Source organism: Gordonia sp. 852002-50395_SCH5434458 (assembly GCF_001665905.1).
Taxonomy (GTDB): Bacteria; Actinomycetota; Actinomycetes; order Mycobacteriales; family Mycobacteriaceae; genus Gordonia; species Gordonia jacobaea.
In genome coordinates, this window is the sequence record NZ_LZTC01000026.1 from 1 (window position 1) to 17,009 (window position 17,009).

The window sequence follows — 17,009 nt, forward strand, 5'->3', positions numbered from 1 at the left end:
TGGGCACAGCTGGCATCCTTCCAGGCCGCCCGGCAGGGCAAGCCAGATCAGATGTCACCTACTCGTGCACCAGCCCCGTCGCGACGAACTATCCAGGGTTCGCGCTATCCAATCCGTACGTCACCTCCAACGTCACGATCGCCGACATGTACGCCCACCGCTCCGGACTACCCGAGCATGCAGGCGACAAGATCGAAGATCTCGGGTACAACCGGGAGCAAGTGATCAGCCGACTGTCAGCGATGCCACTTTCCCCATTCCGGATCACCTACGACTACACCAACTTCGGCCTCACCGCAGCCGCGACGTCGGCAGCCAACAAGGCAGGCACCGACTGGGCAACCCTCTCGCAGAACGAGATCTACGGCCCGCTGGGCATGTCGCGCACCAGTTCTCGCTACTCCGACTTCGCGGGCCGCGACAACCGCGCGGTCGGGCACATCAAGTCCAACGGGCAGTGGGTCGTGTCGCCGTATCCGCGGCAACCCGACGCGCAGTCGCCCGCGGGCGGGGTGTCGTCGTCGGTCAACGACATGGCGCACTGGATGTCGATGGTGCTCGCAGGCGGCACAACCAGTTCCGGGCAGCGGATCATCGACGCCGACGCGCTGACGCCTGCACTGACCCCACAGATCGTGTCGTCTCCCGCAGCGGCTCCCGACGATCGAGCCGGCTTCTACGGGTACGGCTTCAACTCATCGGTCACCGAGGCGGGGCGTACGCAGTTCAGTCACTCGGGTGCGTTCGCCAGTGGTGCGGGTACCAACTTCCTGATGATCCCCTCGGCCGACGTCGGCATCGTGGCGTTGACCAACGCCGCGCCCATTGGTGCCGCGGAGACGCTCACCGGCGAGTTTGCCGACATCGTGCAGTTCGGCGAGGTAAAGCACGACTGGGCAACGCTCTACGGCAACGCATTTGCCGACACGGGTAAGCCTGTTGGATCGTTGGTGGGGCAGTCCCCGCCCGCCAATCCGACACCAGCGCAGCCGCTTTCGACATACGTTGGCGTCTACCAGAATCCGGTGTACGGGCAGGCCGAGGTTCGCGACAACGGTGGCAAGCTGATGCTCGAGATGGGCCCCGGCGGCGTCACGAAGCGCGAACTGCGTCACTGGGACGGCAACACCTACACGTTCACGCTGCAGAACGAGAACGCCGAACCCGGGTCGATCTCCAAGGTCACCTTCGACGGCCCCCGCATGTCCATCGAGTACTACGACGACGCGTCCAACAATGGGGTGTTTGTGCGGTCGTGAGGGGCGACGTCGCACACGCCGTCGGACCTATTTCGCCAACACCGTCGCCGTGAGCTTTGGCTGCCAGTTGTTGGTGAGCAGCGCGCCGAAGTTGTCTTCCCGATTATTCGACGACGTTCCCTGGTCTCGAACCGAGTAGATGAATGCGGGGCCGCAATAGCCCGACTGTCCGGCTGCCCGCAGAACATCGACGATCTGCGTCGCCTGCTCCTGCTGGGTCACCATGTCGGTTGCCCCGAATCCCAGTGAGCCAAGACCCAGGTTGCTGGAGCCCGATGTCCCCGCAGCCGGTCGGGTCGGAGCACCCATTTCGGTGAGCCAGATCTTCTTGCCGGAGTCGCCATTCGACGTCATCACCGATCGGATTTGCTGAGTCTCGCTCCAGCCGTTGGGCGTTGAGTTTATGCCCTTCGGAAACACGTACGGATGCATGGCAGTCGCATCGAAGTAGTTCTTGGCACCCGCGGCGTACATCTTTGTGACAAAGTCGACGGCCCCGGCGCCAGGGCTCATCCCCGCGGCAACGACAGTCGACGATGGCTGTACCTCTTTGATCGCGGTATACGACGCCTTCAGCAACGCCGTGTACTCGGTGGGATTCGCCGGATACAAGCCCCAGAAGGCCGGCAGGTTCGGCTCGTTCCAGATCTCGTGACGCGTCACGTCGGGGTAGCGCTTGATGAAAGCCTTCAGGAACGGGGCTATGCTCGCCGGGTTTGACGGGGGTGCGTACATCCCTGCCAACGCACCCCCGCGTCGTGCCCATGCCGGAGTCGTCAACACCAACGACAGCACCTTCAGCTTGTGAGCACGTGCCGCTTCGATGACCCGGTCCGTCACCGCCCAGTTGTACGTGCCCTTCATGCTCTCGATCGCCGACCAGTTGACGAAGACGCGCAACCACTGGCCGCGCGTCTTCGATACAGCGTCGAGTTCCCGATTCAGATCAGCCGCACTCATGGTCAATTGCGGGGCACCCTGGGCGAAGCCGTAGCCGGCGGCGGGCGTGATCACATCGGCACGCGCTGCCGAAGACCCGACCAGAACCGACCCGACGAACAGGGCGATCGACGCGACGACGACCAACGCCCGCGTTGCTGCACACTTCAGTCGCATAGTCCCTACCTCGCAGGTCATCGACGCTGATCGAATGAGTCTAGCGAGCGAGAAGCAGATTGGGTCTTGCTTACGATTCCTTGTCCCAATTACGGTTCCAGAACTGATGGATCAGCCCGGTCGACGTCGGCACGGACTCGATCTCGAAGCGTGTGTGAATCCCGCCGAGTCCTGACCACAGCGACACTCCCCCGCCGAGCACGATGGGGTTGATGGAGAGGTGCATGAAGTCGACGAGGTCGTCGCGGAGGAACTGATTCACCGTCGATGGTCCCCCGCCGATACGCACGTCTCCTCCCTCCGCGAGGTCGAGGGCGAGTTCGAGCGCCTTCGCGGGCGAGGCGTCGACGAAGTGGAAGACGGTTCCATTGTCGAACGTGATGGGTTCGCGCTCGTGGTGGGTCAACACGATCACCGGAGTCTGAAACGGGGGTTCGTCTTCCCACCATCCGCGCCATCCGTCGTCGGGCCACTCGCCCTGCTGTGGCCCGAATTTGCCGCGGCCCATGATCTCCACGCCGACACCCTGACCCCACACGCTGGAGAAGACGCGGTCGGCACTGATCGGTGCGTCCGCATTCTGAACACCGGCGATCACGCGTCCGTCGAAGTTGCCGAACAATTCCCCGGCGCCGCCGATCGGTTCGTCCAGCGTGATGTGATCACCCGCGGCGTAGCCGTCGAGCGAGACGTTCATCAGGTCGACCCGTACCTGCGCCTTGCGTGCCATCGTCAGACTCCTTGTCCTCGTCGTCAGCGACTGCTGATCGCAGTCACCCTACGACTGACCATGCGCGAGCGCGGAACTCATCGGTGATGGCGCCGCTCGGTCTCAGCCGCTGACCGCCGCGGCCAAACGTCCCAGTGTGTCTTCGAGCTGTTCCTCGGTGACCAGCGGAAAGCTGACCTTCTTGAGGAGATCCTTGTCGGTGACCTTCGACCAGTCGTAGGTGTGACGCACGAGCGACTTGTCGGGGCCCTGGGCTTCGAGTTCCCACACCCATTCCCATCCGGGAGGCTCGGTGCCGGCGGGTGCGGTCTGCCACGCCAGGAGTTTGTCCTTGGCGTAGCCGGTGACATGGTTGTCGGTCTTGTACTCCCCGCCCATGTGCGCACCCTCCATGTTCATGGTGAATACGTCGCCGACCTCCTGAATCCGATCGGCATGGTCGACGCTGCGGACGAATCCCGAACCGTCGAGTTCCGGATGGCGCCGAGGATTGCTGAGCACGTCGAAGACCTGGTCGGCCGGTGCATCGATGACTCGTTCTACCGTGACACTCGTGTGTTCGCTCATACCTCCACCGTGCCGAAGGCGCCGACGCTTGGCAACCATGCCGGCGAATCAGCAACGGTGGCGGACGGTCAGCTGAGGGCTCACCGAGGTGTGCGGCAATGGCGCGGCGAGTCAGATCACCCCGAGCGCGAGCATTGCGTCGGCGACGTGGGTGAACCCCGCGATGTTTGCGCCGAGCACGTAGTCGCCGGGCGCCTCGTACTCGTCGGCTGTGCGCAGGCAGTTCTCGTGGATGCCTCGCATGATCTGGGCCAGTCGTAGTTCGGTGTGCTCGAAGCTCCACGAGTCGCGAGAAGCGTTCTGCTGCATCTCGAGTGCGCTTGTCGCGACGCCGCCGGCGTTGGCGGCCTTACCGGGAGCGAACAGGACACCCGACGACGAGAAGGTCTTGATCGCCTCCGGGGTGGACGGCATGTTGGCGCCTTCGGCGACGATGGTGCAGCCATGCGCGATGAGGTTCGTGGCGTCGTCGGCGTTCAGTTCGTTCTGCGTGGCGCAGGGAATCGCGATGTCTGTCGGCACATCCCAGATCGAGCCCGAGGACACGAAATGTGCTGGTGCACCCCGCTTCTCGGCGTAGTCGGAGACACGCCCGCGATGAACACCCTTGATCTCCTTGAGGAGCTCGAGGTCGATACCGTCCTCATCGACGACGTAGCCACCGGAATCCGAGCAGGCCACAACCCGGCCGCCGAGCTGGTGGACCTTGTCGATCGCATACAGTGCGACGTTGCCGGAGCCGGAGACGACGACGCGCTTGCCGTCGAGGTCTTGTCCCCTGGCGTTGAGCATCTCCCGCACGAAGAAGACGACGCCATAGCCGGTGGCCTCGGTCCGCACCTGCGAGCCGCCCCACGACAATCCTTTGCCGGTGAGTACGCCGGACTCGTAGCGGTTGGTGATGCGCTTGTATTGCCCGAAGAGGTAGCCGATTTCCCGACCACCGACGCCGATATCACCCGCCGGGACGTCGGTGTGCTCGCCGATATGGCGGTACAGCTCAGTCTTGAATGACTGGCAGAACCGCATGATCTCGCCGTCGGAACGACCCTTGGGATCGAAATCCGAGCCGCCCTTGCCGCCGCCGATGGGGAGGCCGGTGAGCGCGTTCTTGAAGATCTGCTCGAATCCGAGGAACTTGATCACTCCGAGGTAGACGCTCGGGTGGAACCGCAGGCCACCCTTGTACGGTCCGAGCGCGGAGTTGAACTCGACGCGGAAACCCCGATTGATCCGAACTGCTCCAGGTCGTCGACCCACGGAACCCGGAAGATGATCTGACGTTCTGGCTCGCAGAGCCGCTCGATGATCCCGGCGTCGGCGTAGTGCGGGTGTTTGACGAGAACGGCGCCGAGGCTGTCGAACACCTCCCGTACCGCCTGATGGAACTCGACTTCGCCCGGATTGCGGGCCACCACCTCGTCGTAGAGATCCTGCACCTTCTCGTCGAAGAACGACACCTCACACACCTCCATACGCTCGCCGAAACGGCCGGTCAGGCCGCCGGACACCGTCTTGGAGCCTATCGCCCGATAGAAAAACCGCTCATGTCGGGCATCGCGGACGCCTTCTCCGGTCAGCGGAGCGCCGCGAGATTCTCGATGGAGCGTCGAACGTCGGAGGTGATGACCTTGGCGACGAGGCGGCCGATGGGTCCGCTCAGTAGGCCACCGTCGAGAGTGGCATTGAGGTGGAATCGAGAACCGTTCGTCGTCTTCGTCACCGTCATTCGAAGACCGATCCGAACCCCGCCGATGCCGTGGCCCGAGAGCGAAATCGTTTCTGGCTCGGAGTATTCGGTCACCGTCCAGTGGATGACGTTGCGAAATCCCTTGACTTTGATCAGCGACGAGACGTGGGTCCCGACGGTGATCTGGTCTGGCAGGTCACTGCGCCAACCGCCGAAGATCGTCATCCATTCGGGGAACCGCGACAGGTCGGACGCGAGATTCCACGCCTGTTCGGGTGAGAGATTCGATTCGACACTCACGTCGACGTCGGCCATGGGTACCTTCCGTTCGAGGATGTGGGACTCGCTGGTGGGTGGGTTGCGCCGACGATCAGAAGATCTCGGGCAGATCACTCGACACCTTGTCGGTGAACACCGCTCGACGCTTCTCCAGGAACGCGGTCACGCCCTCGGCGACGTCGGGCATGGAACCCCTGACAAAGATGGCCTTCGAATCTGCCTCGTGTGCGTCGCGAGGATTCGGCGCACCGGCCATTCGCCAGATCAACTGACGCGTGAGAGCAACCGACACGGGGGCACTGTCGGCGGTCATGTCGCGTGCAACGGCGATCGCGGTGTCGACAACCTGATCCTTGGGGACAACCTGCTGGACCAAGCCGGCGTCCAATGTCTCTGTGGCACTGAACATCTGGCCGCCAAACGTCCACCGAAGCGCTGTCGGGATGCCCACGAGGCGTGGCAGGAACCACGACGAACACGCCTCGGGCACCAAGCCGCGACGGGTGAACACGAAGCCGAACTTGGCGTCATCGGAGGCGATGCGCGCGTCGGCGGGAAGCGTCATCGTCACGCCAACACCCGCCGCGGGGCCGTTGATTGCTGCCACCACCGGTTTCAGTGAATCGAAGATTCGGAGTGAGGTCTGCCCGCCGGAGTCGGGCGGAACGACACCCGGGGTGGTCTCGGCGTGGACGAACGTGTCTGCGCCGGACCCCAGGTCGGCACCCGCGCAGAATGCCCGGCCGTTCCCGGTGATCACGACGGCGCGCACGGAATCCTCGGCGTCGGTGACGTCGAGTGCTGCCTTGATCTCCTCGCCCATCTCATGGGTGAAGGCGTTGAGCCGATCTGGCCGATTGAGTCGCAGGATGACGATCTCGTCATCGCGATCGATCTGCACGGTTGTGGACGGAGCAGCGGGGTGAGACGGACCATCAGGTTCAGACGCACCAGCGGAGTCCTTCGGCGACGGCATTCCGTCAATCTACGCGGATGCTCGCAGATTCAGACAAGCCGACGCCGCGACCTGGAGGGCCGCGGCGTCGGCGTGCTCATCCTCGCGTGCCGTCAGACCAGTTGCCGGGTTCGAGCTGGGATTGGTCTTGTGCAGCCAGTACATTTCGTCGAGCACCGACGCGTTGTCGATGGCGAGTGACGGGATCGATTTGAAGAGATCCCGCAGGGCCTCGAAATGCGCCTCCATCTCGCGTCCACCGCGGATGATGACGCCCTTGTGCTCGTCGAGGATCCCATCCATGCTGCCGCCGGGAAGTCCGAGCTCCTCGAAGATCGTTATCTTGTTGCCCGGCAACTGTGCATCACGAATCAGGAACGCCGCGCCGGCCAGGCACGCGAGTCCGGACCCGACGAAGTAGGCACCCTTGCCGTGAACATCTGCCGGCCTCTCCGGCCGTCCGAATGCCTCGAATTTCCGTTACTTCGGTACACGTGCGTCTCGCCTTTCGCCGGACATCGTGCGCCCGCGTCAGGGTCGAACTCAGACAACGTCGACGTTAGGGCGTGTCTCCTTATCTGAGTGTTGTTGTGGCCCATGATGTGGGGCGTGTCGAGATTTCAGGTGTTCACCGATGAGCAGTGGTTGCTGCTCGATGCCATCTTGCCGTCCTCGGATGGTGTGCGAGGCCGTCCTTTTCGTGATCACCGCCAGGTGATCGAAGGAATTGCCTATCGTGCACGCACCGGCTGTCCGTGGCGTGATCTGCCTGCGGAGTTCGGTCCATGGCAAACGGTGTGGAAACGCCACCGTCGCTACAGCGGTGATGGCACCTACGACAAGATCCTGGCCGCGCTGGCCGCCGACGCCGATGCACGTGAGCTCCTGGAATGGACGGTCTCGGTCGATTCCACCGTCGCTCGCGCCCACCAGCACGCCACGAACCTCCCACGTGACACAGGGGGGTCTGTCGAATTACACGAATCCTGTCGACGAGCCGGCTGACCACGCACTGGGCCGCTCCCGCGGCGGCATGACCTGTAAAGTTCACGCACTGGTCGACGGACGCGGCCTGCCGCTGGTGGTCTTGTGTGGTCCAGGACAGGGAGGTGACTCGCCCATGCTCGACCCACTGCTCAAGCAGCTCAAAGTCGCCCGCCCAGGACGTGGTCGGCCACGAACCCGCCCCGAGGCGGTGCTGGCCGACAAGGCCTACTGCGGGCGTGCCCATCGCGACAACCTGCGCCGACGCGGTATCGCAGCGATCATCCCGCAACGCGACGATCAGATCGCCCACCGCAAGACCAAGGGCTCCGACGGCGGCCGACCGATTTCCTTGGACAAAGAAGCCTACAAGGGCCGCAACGTCGTTGAGCGATTCTTCAACCGCATCAAGCAGTGGCGCGCAGTCGCCACACGCTACGACAAACTCGCCCTAACATACCGCGGCACAGTCCTTCTCGCCGGAATCCGACTCTGGACTCAAACCCTCACACAATAAGGAGACACGCCCTAGTTGGCTAAGTGCGGATCCTGTTCCGGATCGAGATGAAGTGTTGTCTTTCCGGACAGTGTGATCTGGCATTCTCTCCGCTCGGCGCGGGCGGGTGCGCCACAGTCCGACGGCGGCCGACCAAAAATCGTGGGCCGGCACTACGCGACCCCGACAGACAAGAAGCCGCCGACCGAGGCGGTCGACGGCTTCTGAAATGGACGGAATCGGTCAATGCGCCTCTCGGCGAAAAATCCGCTCTAAGCGGTGAAGGGTGGGACCCGGGGCAATGAATCCGACGCCGTCGATGGTTTCAACTGTCGATGGACCCAACGTATTCCGCCGCCCCATAGCGGGTTTCTTGGACGCGGAACTCACGATTGGGACACGATCCTTGTCCGCTACGTCGGCTTCGCCAGACTGATGTTGCAACACTGCACCAGTCGGCGACTTCTCGTCGAGTCTGGTCGTCGGATGTGGTTACGGTCCTGAACGCGGTCTTGACGACCGTGTACTACTTCAGCGTCTCGAACCGAAAGGGAACCAATGAAGCAGACAACTCGCCGCATCGCCGGTGTCGTTGCGGCGGCATCGGCAGTCACCCTCATCGCTGCTGGTTGCAGCGATGACAATGACTCCAGCTCGTCGGCATCGGCGTCGGCATCGGCAAGCGAGTCCGGCATGGCGGGGATGTCGGGGATGTCAGGCTCGGCGGCTGCTGGTGCCTCTGTGGAGCTCAAAGCGGCTGACGGAAGCACGGTCACGCTGACCGGACCGATCGCGGCGAAGTATCAGGCGGCGACCGAGCAGCAGAAGACCGATCTCGGTGCCCCGAGTACCGGTGCCGAGGCATCGGGCACGGGCTCGAACGGTGTTGTGTTCCAGCAGTTCGCCGGCGGCGTAATCACTGCGAAGAATGGCGAAGAGGCCACCCCGGCGTACATCACTTGGGGCAAGATTCGCGACGCGTGGAACGTCAAGCGCGATGCCGAGGGCAACCCGTCGGCAGAGGGCAAGGGCGGATCGCAGGGTCCGCTCGGCGCAGCAACGAGCGACGAGACCACCGAAGGTAACGTCAAGACGTCGACCTTCGAGCACGGCAAGATCACGTGGAACTCGTCGACCAACATCGTCGAGGTCACGGTGAACGGCAAGGTCGTACCGACGCAGTAACCGCGCCAGATCAGAGTTCGCGATCAACGGCGGCTCTTACCCGCACATGCTGCAGGTGAGAGCCGCTCGTTGTTTCTACTACTCGGGTGTCGGTTGCGCGTCTGCTCGGCGAGCCGTGCTGCCCGATCAGGATGCCTCCGAATAGGATTTGTCGAAGCGGTGGCCGTGGCAAGCGCACAACGTCGCCCTTCTCAAGGGAAAGGAAGGCGAGAGTTGTCACTTTCTGGGCGACTGTCACTTGCCGAGCGAATCGACAACTTTCAGCACCGCCATCCCTCAACCGGATACCCACTGGCTGTGCTCTACAAATTCTTCGACGACCAGGGCGGTTATCTCGCCGCACTGATCGCCTACTACGGGTTCGTCTCGTTGTTTCCGCTGCTTCTGGTTTTCACTTCGATCCTGGGAATCGTGCTGCGCGACAATCCGCAACTCGAGCAGCAAATCCTCGATTCCGCGTTGTCGCAGATCCCGGTCATCGGCTCGCAGCTGCGTGAAACGGGCACGATCAGCGGTAGTGGTGTGACGGTGGCAATCGGCGTCATCGGCGCGATCTACGGTGGACTCGGAGTGGCTGTGGCTATTCAGAACGCCATGAACATCATCTGGAATGTACCGAGAAACGAACGACCGAATCCGATCCAGGCACGCCTCAAAGGGGCAGTGCTGTTGCTGACAATCGGAGGATCGATCATCGGTCTGACCGTGTTGAACGGATTCGTCGCCGCGGTAGACCTCGGTACGGTGGGCAAGCCTCTGGCGATCATCGCATCGGTGATCCTGTACACGACCGTATTCACCATCGCGTTCGTCATCGGAACCGCACGCTCGGTGAGCGTCCGCGACGTATTACCCGGAGCGATCGCCGCAGCGCTGTGCTGGCAGGCGCTTCAAACCTTCGGCAGCGTCTACGTGCAACGCGTGATCGTGAGGTCGAGTGCGACCAACGGCGTGTTCGCGGTGGTGTTGGGGCTCTTGGCTTTTCTGTACATCGCGGCGGTGCTCGTCATCTTCTGCGTCGAAAGCAATGCTGTCCGCGTCGACAAGCTCTACCCGCGTTCGGTATTGACGCCATTCACGGACAACGTCGTCCTCACTCCTGGCGACGAGGCCGCGTATACCGCGCAGGCACAGGCGCAACGGAGCAAGGGATTCGAGGAAATCGAGGTCTCGTTCGACAATCCTGCCACCGCGGATGCCGACCCCGAGCACACTGCTCCGAGTGGCCAACCAGACATCGAACGATGACGATTCAGCGGGCAGCCATTGCCGGTCGACGGGTCGATGTCCACACAGATCTCACGTTTGGAGGGCCCTGCGCGACTGCGTGGCGATGAGCAATGTGGACGAGACAGGAAGCGTGAAGATGATGAATGCACACACGGAGGGCGCGGGGAGCACAGCGAGATACGACGCGGTCGTGACCCCGCTGGGTGCTGTGACAATCGTCGCGACAGGTGAAGCGATCACCGGGATCTACTTCTCCGATCAGCGACATCGTCCCAAGGACGCGGCGTTGGGTGACCACGTCGACGACGATGCGTTGGTCGACGCCGCGGCATCGCAACTTGTCGAGTACCTCGCGGGTGACCGAACCGACTTCGACCTACCGGTCCACACTCACGGCGACGCGTTCCACCAGGCGGTGTGGAATGCGTTGCGCGGCATTCCGTTTGGCACGACCACGACCTACGGTCAGGTGGCAGCGGAAATCGGGATGCCGCAGCAGGCGCAGCGGGTCGGGCAGGCTGTCGGGCGCAATCCTGTTGGCATAGTGATCCCGTGTCATCGGGTGATCGGGGCCGACGGCTCACTGACCGGTTACGCAGGTGGGCTGCAGCGCAAGCGGTGGCTTCTCGAACTCGAGGAGCCGAAGGAGATCCGAGCATCGAGGTTGTTCTGACTGCTACGAACGGCGATCTCACGTTCTCCGGTTCCGCGGCGTTTACCGTGTGATGGACATGAAAGAGCCTTTCGAGCGTGCTGTGTCGACGCACGGCGCAACGGTACTGAGAGTCTGCCGGGCCGCCCTTGGTAGCGGACCCGACGCCGATGACGCCTGGTCGGAGACCTTTCTGGCGGCGCTGCGCGCCTGGCCGGACCTCGCTGAGGATGTGAACGTCGAGGCGTGGTTGGTGCGAGTTGCCCAACGCAAGGCCATCGACATCATCCGGGGACGACAGCGTCGTCCGACCCCCACCGAAAACATCCCGGAGGCGGCAGACCTGCATTCTGCGGCCCCCGATCGTGCGGGAGTGTGGGACGCGGTGGCCCTACTCCCCGACCGTCAACGCCTCGCCATTGCCTACCACTACATCGGTGGTTTGCCCCACACCGAGACCGCTGAATTGCTCGGCAGTACCCCCGACGCTGTCCGGCGAGCTGCCGCCGACGGCATGAAAGCGCTGCGACGCACCTACATAGATGCCGACGATCAACGAGGACACGAAAAACCATGAGTGACAATACAACTGAACTGGGAATCCAGTTCGCGGTCTCCGAGGACGATCTCACCGCCCTGCACGCGCGGCTGGAAATCGGTGCAGTGCAACAAGGACTTCTCGACGTCGGCTACCGAACCGTCGATACGCCCATCGGCACACTGCTGCTGGCGGCGACAGAGGCGGGACTCGTGCGCGTCGCCTTCGAGAACGAGGGATTCGACGCGGTCCTCGACGACCTCGCGACCAGGATCGGATCACGAATTCTTCGAGCGCCGGCAATGCTCGACGACGCGGCCGCCCAACTCCACGAGTACTTCGACGGACGCCGACACGAGTTCGGACTGGCTCTCGATCACCGTTTGTCCTCGGGTTTCCGCGAGCAGGTGCAGCGATACCTGCCGCAGATCGGGTACGGGCAGACCACGACGTACAAGCAACTCGCTCAGCGGGTCGGCAATCCCGCCGCGATTCGAGCTGTCGGAACGGCCTGTGCCACCAACCCGCTGCCCGTGGTGGTTCCCTGTCATCGGGTGTTGCGCACCGACGGGACGCTCGGCGGCTACCTCGGCGGGTTGGAGGTCAAGTCGGCCCTGCTCGCGCTCGAAAGTGCCGCGTGACCTCGCCGATCATGATTGTTCGCGCGCGCACGGGCTAGAGTTGGGTAACCACGCCTTCAGCCAATGGGCATCGCCATCATCCGACCCGTCCTGGGGGCCACGTGCGTGCATTTACTACCCCTGCCTCATCTACTGCCGCTGTCTCACCGACTGCAGTCAACCGGATTGCCGTCGTTGTGCCGGCGCACAATGAGGAAGATCTCGTCGCCGATTGTGTGACGAGCGTTCTCGTCGCGGCGCGCAACACCCCGCACGAGGTAGCTGTGACGGTCGTCCTCGACGATTGCACGGACGCGACCGCGCGTCGGATACCGCTTGGCGTGCAGGTGATCTCGTGTTCCTTCGGCTCCGTGGGGGCTGCACGACGCGAAGGCTTCGCGCGACACGGCACCGGGCGTGCCGTCGATGACGCTGCGACCTGGTTTGCCAGCACCGACGCCGATAGCCGGGTCCCGCCACACTGGTTCCAGCAGCAACTTCACTTCGCCGACCACGGTGCCGACTGTTACCTCGGCACCGTGACGCCCGACGGATGGACGGGGTGGACGCGAGACGTCGAGCGTCGCTACACCGAGTCGTATCGAAATAGGGAGGGCCACAGTCACATTCATGGCGCGAACCTCGGAATGCGCGCCGCCACCTATCACGCGGTGGGCGGGTTTGCGCCGATACCCCACGGCGAAGACGTCGAATTGGTGCATCGTGTCCGAGCTTTCGGTGCGCGGGTCGTCGCGTCGCACCATGCGCCGGTGATCACATCCACCCGTGCACAAGGTCGGGCAGAGCACGGATTCGCCGCGCACCTACGATCGCTGGATTCCGCCTCATGTCCCGCTCCATCATGTCCCGCCACCGCTCAGACGGGAGGCTACGCATGATCGACGACGCCTCGTCGCGAGCTCGCGATCTCCTTGACGACGGCCTTGCCGTCCCGCTTCCCGGCGCGGGCGAGACACGGACGCGATGGGGAACCCTTCGGGAGCTCTGTCACGTCGACATCGCCGTCGGAAGACTGGTGGAGGCGCACTTCGACGCCGATGCCATCCTCCACGAGCTGACCGGCCGTGGCACCGAACCCGGTGAGTTCTGGGCCGTGTGGGCCGCGGAGCCTCCCGTGCCGCGCGTGACCGCTGAGCTTCGGCGCGGAGGCACGTGGCTTCTCACCGGAGCAAAGCCGTGGTGTTCGGGAGTCTTGTCGTGTGACCACGCACTGATCACCGCGGACGTTCTCAACGGCGGTGGTGAGCGTCGAATGTTCGCCGTCGAACTCGGCGCGGAGGGTGTGCGCCGAGAGCCTGCCGACTGGACCAACTCGGGCATGAATCGCACCGAGACCGGAACGGTCGTCCTCGACGGCGTCGTCGGTCGACCGGTCGGTGAGCCTGGTGCCTACCTTGATCGCGCCGGGTTCTGGCACGGAGGAATCGGTGTGGCGGCCTGTTGGGTCGGCGGTACGCAGAAAGTTGCCGACGTGCTGTACGCCAAGGCGTCGTCGGCGCACAGTGGGCTGTCGGACATCCTCTTGATGCACCTCGGCGCCGTCGAAGGCGAGATCGCGACGGCAATCGCACTCCTCGACGCGGCTGCACGCGAGCTCGATGCCTGCCCGTCAGACATCGAGGCGGCCAGACGACGCGCTTTCAGCGTTCGCTGGTCGGTCGAACAACGTGCAAGCGCCGTGATCGACCGGGTTGGGCGCGCGCTCGGACCCGGCCCGCTGGTCCACGACGCCGAGCACGCTCAAGCCGTCGCCGACCTTCAGGTCTACGTAAGGCAATCACACGCCGACTCCGATCTCGTGAGCCTCGGCGCGCTGGTGGTCGAGAGAGCGCGAGCGGCTCGGTAACCCGTCGCCTCCCGGGTTGTGAGCGCATGTCCCGATATGTTGGGGTCTGACTACGCCCGGCACACCGTCGGCGCGCCGAAACGTGGGAAGACACGAGCAGCCGATGGATGTCGACGGACGCGAGATCACCGTCTCCGGTGACCTGCTGCAGCCGCTGACGCGGCGTACGTCGGACATACTTCGTCTCACCACCTCGGCGATCGTGCTCATTGTCGTCATCGTGAGTTCACTGATCACCCGGGGCGACTGGGTGGCACTGGAGAAGTCGATCTCCGACATCGTGGGAGTGTTGACGCCCACCCAGGCCGGGTTGGTCTATCTCGCGTACGGCATCGCGATTCTGGCACTCCCGTTCATGATCCTCGTCGGCCTGCTCGCCGCTCGACAATGGCGACTGCTCTGGGCGTACGCGACGGCAGCCGCGATCAGCTTTCTCGCGCTGTCGGTCAGCGAGAACGGTATCGCCGCCCCCACATGGCATTTCGATCGCAACGAACGGCTCGATTCGCTGCTGTCGCAATTCCTCGACGATCCGCGCTGGATCGCGATGCTTGCCGCAGTCCTGACGGTGTCGGGACCGTGGCTTCCCGCCCGCTGGCGACGCTGGTGGTGGATCCTGCTCCTGGCCTTCGTCCCCATCCACCTCGTGGTGAGCGCCGTCGTACCCGCGCGCGCCGTCCTGGGGCTCGCGACCGGCTGGTTCGTCGGCTCACTGGTTGTGTGGGTCGCGGGCACGCCCGCGCTGGTCGTGCCGCTCGAAGATGCGGTTCGGATGCTGGAACAACGGGGTGTGCGCGTGACCGCGCTCCGCGTGGTCCGGCCGGCCAGTCGCGGACCGCTCGAACTCGTCGCCCACGCCGACGACGACATCATCGTCGACATGTACGGACCCAATCAGCGCAGCGCAGGTCTGCTGCGCGAGTTCTGGCGCAAGATCCGCCTGCGCTCGGAAGAAACAGCACCGCTGCAGCTCTCCGCGCATCGAATGGTCGAGCACCGCGGACTCATGACATCCGTCGTCGACGACCTCGGTCTGTCGAACAGTCGTGTTGTCGCCGTTGCGCCCCTTGATCGGGATTGGATGATGTACGCCTGTACACCGCCCCGCGGCACGCCCCTCCATTCGTGCAGCGACGACGTCGCGGTGGCCGACATCTGGGCCGCATTACACACGCTGCACGCGGAGCGGATAGCCCACGGAGACCTTCGGGCGGCGCAGATCACCATCACCGATGGCCGCATCGTGTTCGGCGGTTTTCACTTCGCGGAGTTCGGTGCCACCGACGTCCAGCTCCAGTCCGACATTGCTCAATTGCTCGCCACCACAACCGACCTCTACGGTCCGGAGCCCGCCGTCACCTCGGCGATCAATGCGTTCGGAGCCGACGCGGTTCTGACCGCGTCACGACGGTTGAGCTCGTCGGCGTTGCCGAGGCGGATACGCGACCAGCTGAGCGACGCCAAGAAGGTGATGTCGTCGGCGCGCGATGAAATCCGTTCGCAGACAGGCGCAGACGAGATCCGCGCCGAGACCATCACGAGGTTCAGTCGCTCCCAGATCATCCAGTTGGTCCTGCTGGTGGCGCTGGTCTACGTGGCCTACCCGTTCATCAGCACGGTGCCGACCTTCTTCAGTGAATTGCGCACCCTCGACTGGGCGTGGGCATCGGCCGGTCTGGCGGCGTCGATGCTCACCTACGTCGGCGCGGCGGCCGCCCTATGGGCCTGCGCCGACGGTCTCACGAGTATGTGGAAGCTCACCGTCATGCAGTTCGCCAACACATTCGCCGCGACGACAACTCCGGCCGGCGTCGGCGGACTCGCGCTCAGCACGCGGTTTCTGCAGAAGGCCGGTCTCGGGGGTGTTCGGGCGACGACGGCTGTCGCACTGCAGCAGAGCGTGCAGGTGATCGTGCACGTGGTGCTGTTGTTGTTCTTCACTGCGATCGCAGGGACCTCGGCCAACCTGTCGCATTTCGTTCCCTCGGCGACGGTGCTCTACCTCGTCGCGGGAATCGTGCTCGGTGCGATCGGTCTGTTCTTGTTCATTCCGACGCTTCGCCACTGGCTCGGTGCCTCGTTGCGTCCACGACTGATCGAGGTATTCGCCGACCTGCGCGCGGTGGCGCGTGAACCCAAACGGCTCGGCATCATCACACTGGGTTGTGGCGCAACGACTCTCGGCGGTGCACTCGCGCTCTGGGCAAGCGTGCACGCGTTCGGCGGGTATGTCTCGTTCATCACCGTGACCGTGGTCACGATGGTCGGCGGGACGTTGGCCTCCGCCGCCCCGACGCCCGGCGGTGTCGGGGCCGTCGAGGCGGCACTGATCGGTGGCCTGGCGGCGTTTGGTGTTCCTTCGGCAGTGGCTGTCCCCGGTGTGCTGCTCTACCGCGTACTGACCTGTTGGCTTCCGGTGTTCATCGGGTGGCCGGTGATGCATTGGCTCACCCGGAAGAACATGATCTGAACCTGCACGCCCCTCACACGTCCTCGTGTATCGGGTCGGGCAGAGTCCACCGATCGGCACGACGCGGGTAGAGATAGGCGATGTAGTACAGGGCACCCACGACCAGCGTGCCGACCGCGATCGCCAATTGGACCCATGTCTCCGGTGTGATGAGCTGATAGCAGACGTAGAGGCACACCGCGATCACGACGAGCGGGGCCAGAGGCCACAAGCGCATTCGGTAGCCACGGCTCGTCGGTGCTCCCCTGCGTCGCAGACGTAGCGCCGCACACGCGACCATCAGGTAGAGCACCAGGGGCTGGTGCACGAGTAGGTGACATCTGATCTGGCTTGCCCTGCCGGGCGGCCTGGAAGGATGCCAGCTGTGCCCA

At 63.8% G+C, this 17,009-nt stretch carries 15 protein-coding genes and 3 pseudogenes; 10 read left to right on the forward strand and 8 right to left on the reverse strand.

Features of this window, described 5'->3' with window-relative positions:
• On the forward strand, positions 1-1,259 hold a 1,259-nt coding region (locus A5785_RS05560), incomplete at its 5' end, for a serine hydrolase (protein ID WP_231895430.1).
• Positions 1,260-1,286: 27 nt separating this feature from the next.
• Here A5785_RS05560 and A5785_RS05565 read toward each other — a convergent pair.
• From A5785_RS05565 to A5785_RS22805, 7 genes and pseudogenes are all read right to left on the reverse strand, one after another.
• Positions 1,287-2,375 carry a hypothetical protein gene (locus A5785_RS05565; RefSeq protein ID WP_064864934.1) on the reverse strand — a complete coding sequence of 363 codons (1,089 nt, stop codon included), beginning with the start codon at positions 2,373-2,375 and terminating at the stop codon, positions 1,287-1,289.
• A 70-nt stretch (positions 2,376-2,445) separates the two neighbouring features.
• Entirely contained in the window at positions 2,446-3,105 is a 660-nt protein-coding gene (locus A5785_RS05570) for a dihydrofolate reductase family protein (RefSeq protein WP_064864937.1), read from the reverse strand.
• Positions 3,106-3,207: 102 nt separating this feature from the next.
• Positions 3,208-3,672 carry an SRPBCC family protein gene (locus tag A5785_RS05575; RefSeq protein ID WP_064864940.1) on the reverse strand — a complete coding sequence of 155 codons (465 nt, stop codon included), beginning with the start codon at positions 3,670-3,672 and terminating at the stop codon, positions 3,208-3,210.
• Between the two features lie 111 nt (positions 3,673-3,783).
• Positions 3,784-5,147, reverse strand: a pseudogene (gene gdhA / locus A5785_RS05580) (NADP-specific glutamate dehydrogenase).
• 101 nt (positions 5,148-5,248) lie between these two features.
• Positions 5,249-5,677 (reverse strand): type II toxin-antitoxin system Rv0910 family toxin, encoded by a 429-nt coding sequence (locus A5785_RS05585; RefSeq protein WP_005203056.1) that lies wholly within the window; start codon positions 5,675-5,677, stop codon positions 5,249-5,251.
• A 55-nt stretch (positions 5,678-5,732) separates the two neighbouring features.
• Complete coding sequence (locus A5785_RS05590) at positions 5,733-6,617, reverse strand: enoyl-CoA hydratase-related protein (protein WP_064864942.1); 885 nt, start codon at positions 6,615-6,617, stop codon at positions 5,733-5,735.
• Positions 6,618-6,626: 9 nt separating this feature from the next.
• Complete coding sequence (locus A5785_RS22805; protein ID WP_269449590.1) at positions 6,627-6,989, reverse strand: oleate hydratase; 363 nt, start codon at positions 6,987-6,989, stop codon at positions 6,627-6,629.
• A 216-nt stretch (positions 6,990-7,205) separates the two neighbouring features.
• Here A5785_RS22805 and A5785_RS22810 point away from each other — a divergent pair.
• The 9 genes and pseudogenes from A5785_RS22810 (at position 7,206) to A5785_RS05645 (ending at position 16,638) form a co-directional block, all read left to right on the forward strand.
• A pseudogene (locus tag A5785_RS22810) lies at positions 7,206-8,097 on the forward strand (IS5 family transposase).
• 537 nt (positions 8,098-8,634) lie between these two features.
• Positions 8,635-9,261: an LGFP repeat-containing protein gene (locus A5785_RS05610; RefSeq protein WP_064864953.1), complete on the forward strand. Its 627-nt coding sequence runs from the start codon at positions 8,635-8,637 to the stop codon at positions 9,259-9,261.
• Positions 9,262-9,492: 231 nt separating this feature from the next.
• Entirely contained in the window at positions 9,493-10,509 is a 1,017-nt protein-coding gene (locus tag A5785_RS05615) for a YihY/virulence factor BrkB family protein (protein ID WP_064864972.1), read from the forward strand.
• Positions 10,510-10,630: 121 nt separating this feature from the next.
• A complete protein-coding gene (locus tag A5785_RS05620; RefSeq protein WP_064864975.1) occupies positions 10,631-11,164 on the forward strand; it encodes a methylated-DNA--[protein]-cysteine S-methyltransferase in 534 nt (177 codons plus the stop codon).
• A gap of 58 nt (positions 11,165-11,222) precedes the next feature.
• Positions 11,223-11,720: an RNA polymerase sigma factor gene (locus A5785_RS05625; protein ID WP_197500802.1), complete on the forward strand. Its 498-nt coding sequence runs from the start codon at positions 11,223-11,225 to the stop codon at positions 11,718-11,720.
• Entirely contained in the window at positions 11,717-12,322 is a 606-nt protein-coding gene (locus A5785_RS05630) for a methylated-DNA--[protein]-cysteine S-methyltransferase (protein WP_005203043.1), read from the forward strand. Before A5785_RS05625 ends, A5785_RS05630 begins: the two co-directional genes overlap by 4 nt.
• Positions 12,323-12,537: 215 nt before the next feature.
• Positions 12,538-13,200, forward strand: coding sequence for a glycosyltransferase (locus A5785_RS22815; protein WP_231894647.1), 663 nt, complete (start codon positions 12,538-12,540; stop codon positions 13,198-13,200).
• On the forward strand, positions 13,197-14,168 hold the full coding sequence (locus A5785_RS05640) for an acyl-CoA dehydrogenase family protein (protein ID WP_064864959.1): 972 nt from the start codon (positions 13,197-13,199) through the stop codon (positions 14,166-14,168). The genes A5785_RS22815 and A5785_RS05640 overlap by 4 nt, the downstream gene beginning before the upstream one ends.
• Positions 14,169-14,271: 103 nt before the next feature.
• Positions 14,272-16,638: a lysylphosphatidylglycerol synthase transmembrane domain-containing protein gene (locus A5785_RS05645; protein ID WP_064864962.1), complete on the forward strand. Its 2,367-nt coding sequence runs from the start codon at positions 14,272-14,274 to the stop codon at positions 16,636-16,638.
• 13 nt (positions 16,639-16,651) lie between these two features.
• On the opposite strand, the pseudogene A5785_RS05650 reads toward A5785_RS05645, so the two are convergent.
• Positions 16,652-17,009, reverse strand: a pseudogene (locus A5785_RS05650) (hypothetical protein); the annotation flags it as partial.